General features: G+C 69.4%; 1 protein-coding gene. It reads left to right on the forward strand.

Features of this window, described 5'->3' with window-relative positions; translation table 11 throughout:
- Positions 1-4,746, forward strand: a 4,746-nt coding sequence (locus ACFXJL_RS34695) for a beta-ketoacyl synthase N-terminal-like domain-containing protein (protein WP_384699465.1), incomplete at both ends; no start/stop codon positions are given.

Genomic DNA, 4,746 nt, shown 5'->3' on the forward strand with positions numbered 1-4,746 from the left:
CCACCCCACAACCAACCCCGCCGCGCCGGCATCTCCTCCTTCGGCATCAGCGGCACCAACGCCCACATCATCATCGAAGAACCACCAACAACCGAGGAAGGAACAGAATCACCTCGGCCTCCGGCGGTGCCGTGGGTCATCTCCGGTCAGAACCCACAGGCGGTCCGCGCACGGGCGGCCGACCTGCGCACAATGTTGGCAACGCTGCCCGACAGTGACCTCGCTGCCGCCGGCCGGGCGCTGGCCATCGGTCGAGCGGGCCTGAGTCACCGGGCGGTCGCGACCGGCAGCGACCGTGCGGACCTGGCTGCCGCTCTCGACGCAGTGGCAAGCGGTTCCGTCGCAGCGCAGGAGGTGTCCGCGGGCAAGACGGCCTTCCTGTTCACCGGCCAGGGGGCACAACGGCCGGGCATGGGATCGGAACTGCATGCCGCATTTCCGGTGTTCGCCGACGCCTTCGACGCCGTCCTGGCCGAACTCGACCAGCATTTCGACGTCCCGCTCCGTGGCGTTCTGTGGGGAGACGACGCCGAGGCAGTGAATCGCACGGAGTTCGCGCAGGCCGGACTCTTCGCCTTCGAGGTGGCGCTGTTTCGGCTGATCGAGTCGTGGGGCCTGCGACCCGACCTCCTGGCCGGGCACTCCGTCGGCGAGCTGGCTGCCGCCCACGTCGCCGGAGTGCTGTCCCTGGCCGACGCAGCCCGGCTGGTCGCCGCACGTGGTCGCCTGATGCAGGCGCTTCCGGAAGGCGGGGCCATGGTGGCCGTGGAGGCCACGGAAGAGGAAGTACGCGCGCTGCTGCGCCCCGGAACGGAGCTGGCCGCGGTCAACGGACCGCGTTCGGTCGTGGTCTCCGGGGAAGGGGAAGGCGTCGCCGCCATCGCCGCCGAGCTCACGTCACGGGATCGTCGAACGAGCAGATTGCGGGTGTCACACGCATTTCACTCGCCGCTGATGGAACCGATGGTCGACGACTTCCGGGTGGTTGCCGAGAGTGTCGCCTACCGCGCTCCGACGATCCCCGTTGTATCCACCGTGTCCGGCGAGGTGAGCGAAGCCTGGTCCAACGCTGAGTACTGGGTCCAGCACGTGCTAGCGACCGTACGGTTCACGGACGGCGTGCGGACGTTGCGCGACCGTGGCGTCACGACTTTCGTCGAGCTGGGTCCGGACGCCGCGCTGTCAGCCTCGGGTCCCGAGTGCGCGCCCGAGGCCGTGTTCATCCCGCTGGTGCGCCGTGACAGGTCCGAGACTGCACAGCTCGTGGCTGCCCTGGGCCGGGCCCACGCCCATGGCACGGTTGTGGACTGGGCGGCCTTCTTCGGTCGGCGTAAGTGGATCGATACCCCTCTGTACCCGTTCCAGCACCAGCACTTCTGGCTCCACCCCACCGGGCGTAGCAGCGGTGGCACAGCCACCGGGCATCCGGTGATCACCGAAGCCATCGAACTGCCCGATGATCAGGGGGTCATTTTCACTGGGCAGTTGTCGGCCGACACCCACCCGTGGCTGACGTCGTACGCCCTCCACGGGGTGGCCGTCGTCCCGGCGACCGTCCTGCTGGACCTCGCGCTGTACACCGCTCACCACATCGGCCTGGCGGAGGTCGAGGCCCTCACGGTCGAAACACTCCTGGTCCTGCCTGACACGGGCACAGCGCGCCTTCATGTCACCGCAGTCCCCGTGGAGGAGGGCCGCAGCAGGATCACGATCCACTCCCGCCGCTCCGGCGCTCCGGACGCCTCGTGGACGCGGCATGCGACCGGTACGGCAGCCGACCACGCCGTCGCCCCGGCCGCCGACGTTCCGGCCGAGTGGCCCCCTGCGGGGGCCGTTCCCCTCGATCCGGAAGAGTTGGCGGAGCGGCTCCTCGACATCGGTCACACCGGCGAGGACCCGCTGTTCGGCCTGCGTACGGCATGGCGTACGGGAGATGTCCTCCACACCGTGGTCCAGCTGACCGAGGACATGGGCCGGAGCGGGTTCGTCCTTGACCCGAGGCTCCTCCAAACGGCGCTGTCGGCGGCGGGCGCGGGCGATGAAGCACCATTGGTTCCGGCCGTCTGGAAGGGTGTCACCGCGACCGCCGCCCCGCGCGAACTCCGGGTCCGGCTCTCCGCTGGTTCGGAGAGCACCTCCATGGTGGTGAGCGACTTGACCGGCGCGGTCGTGGCCACCGTCGATGCGGTCACGCACCGGCCTGTCGACCTTCGTGAGTTCGCACAGGCCCACTTCGACCCGGGCTACGAGCCGGGCTGGACGGCGGTTGCGGTTGCGCCATCCAGCGAAGAGTCGCATTGGGCGATCCTCGGTGACAACTACGCCGGCTTCCCCGGGACGCAGGTCGCCGACCTCGACGTCCTGGGCCGACTGCTCGACGAGGGCACTCCGATGCCCGACGGCGTCCTGGTGTCGTGCCCGGACAGCCGCGTTGGCACAAGCACCCGGCTCGCCCGGATGCTGGAGCTCATCCAGTCGTGGCTGTCCGACGAGCGGCTCGCCGACACCCGCCTGGTGGTGCTCACCTTCGGGGCGATGGCAGTCCACGACGACGACCGCATCGATGATCCGGGGCAGGCCGCCCTATGGGGTCTGCTCCGGTCAGCACAGGCCGAACACCCCGGCCGGTTCGTCGTCGTCGATCTCGACACGGGGGCCACCCCGATCGCGGTCAGAGCTGCGCTGGCCACGAGCGAGGATCAGCTCGCCGTACGTGACGGCGTCCCGTACGCAGCCCGTCTGGTCCGCTCAACGGCCATGCCCGACGGTGCGGCGCGCACGCTCGACCAAGACGGCACTGTTCTGATCGTCTGTGGCCCCGGCGAACCGCCGACGTTGCTCATCCAACATCTGGTCCGCGAACACGGCGTACGACGCCTACTGCTGGGACGAACGCCGGGTGCGACGGCACCGGAGACGTCCGATCTCGTCGCGCTCGGTGCTGACGTCACCCTCTTCCCAAACGAGTTGGCGGACCGGGAGAAGGTCGCCGAACTGCTGACGCACGTCTCACCGGAGCATCCGCTGACGGCCGTGATGCTCACCGGCCAGGAGTCGGACGGCAGTGTGCTCACCGCGCTCACACCCGATCGCGTCCATGCAGTTTTCCGCCAGCACGCGGAACTCGCGCTCCATCTCCATGAATTGACGTCCCACGCTGATCTCACCGCGTTCGTGGTGTTCTCCTCCGCCGCGGGTACGGTCGGCGTGCCCGGGCAGGCGCACACCGCGTCCGCCGCGGCGTTCCTCGACGCGCTCGCACATCAGCGCGCCGGCGAAGGCCGCCCGGCCGTCTCCCTCGCCTGGGGCCCGTGTCAGCGGTCGGACGAGGCAATCAGGTCCGAGACCGAACGCAGGGCGCTCGGCGCCCTGAAGACGACGACGCTGGAGCACTGCCTTGCCGCGTTCGACCAGGCGCTCGCGAGCGGTCGATCAAGGGTAGTGCCGGTCCAACTCGACCACACGGAACTTCGTCGACAAGCGCAGGCCGGGACGCTCGCACCGGTCTTCCGTGGCCTCGTCCGCACCCCGACAGGCCGTGCCGCAAGCCCCGGTCGGGACTTCGCGCGCCGCCTCCGGAGCCTCTCCGAGGCCGAACAGACCCAGGTCGTAAGCCAGCTGGTGCGGACACACATCGCCTCCGTCCTGGGGCATCGGAGCGCGGAGGCGGTCGAGGGCGAACGTCCCTTGCAAGAGGCGGGCTTCGACTCGCTCACTGCAGTCGAGTTGCGCAACCGGCTGGCGGCGGCCCTCGGCCTGAAGCTGCCCCCCACTGTGCTGTTCGACTACCCCACCGCGAACGCGCTGGCAGAGCATCTGCGCGGCGAGGTGATCGGCATCCGGCAGGAGACCGCTGCCCTCCGGATGACCGATGTGGACGACGAGCCGATCGCGATTGTGGGGATGGCCTGCCGTTATCCCGGTGGTGCGGTCTCGCCGGACGCGTTGTGGCGGCTGGTGGCCGAGGGCGGGGACGCGATCACCGAGTTCCCGACCGACCGGGGCTGGGACCTTGACGCTCTGTACGACCCGGACCCCGAACGGCGTGGGACGACCTATACCCGCTCCGGCGGGTTTCTGCCTGAGCTGGGCGGCTTCGACTCCGAGTTCTTCGGGATCAGTCCGCGCGAGGCGTTGGCGATGGACCCGCAGCAACGGCTGCTGCTGGAGACCGGCTGGGAAGTGTTCGAGAACGCCGGCATCGCCCCGGAGTCGCTGCGGGGCAGCCGCACCGGAGTCTTCACCGGCACCAACGGCCAGGACTACCTGACCCTGGTCTACGGGAACGAGGACCTCAACGGCTACCTGATCACCGGTAACGCAGCGAGCATCGTGTCCGGCCGTTTGTCCTACACGTTCGGTCTTGAGGGTCCGGCGATCTCGGTGGACACCGCGTGCTCGTCGTCGCTGGTGGCCCTGCATCTGGCCGCTCAGTCCCTGCGCAATGGCGAATGCGACCTGGCCCTCGCGGGCGGCGTCTCCGTGATGTCCACGCCAGCCTCCTTCGTCGACTTCAGCCGGCAGCGTGGTCTCGCTCCGGACGGGCGGTGCAAGTCGTTCGCGGGGGCAGCCGACGGCACCGGCTGGGGCGAGGGAGTCGGTCTCCTCCTCGTCGAACGGCTCTCCGACGCCGAACGCAACGGACACCACATCCTCGCCATCATCCGCGGCACCGCCGTCAACCAGGACGGCCAGAGCAGCCAACTGTCAGCCCCGAACGGACCGGCCCAGCAACGGGTGATCCGG

This window comes from Streptomyces sp. NPDC059256, assembly GCF_042753785.1.
Lineage (GTDB): Bacteria > Actinomycetota > Actinomycetes > Streptomycetales > Streptomycetaceae > Streptomyces.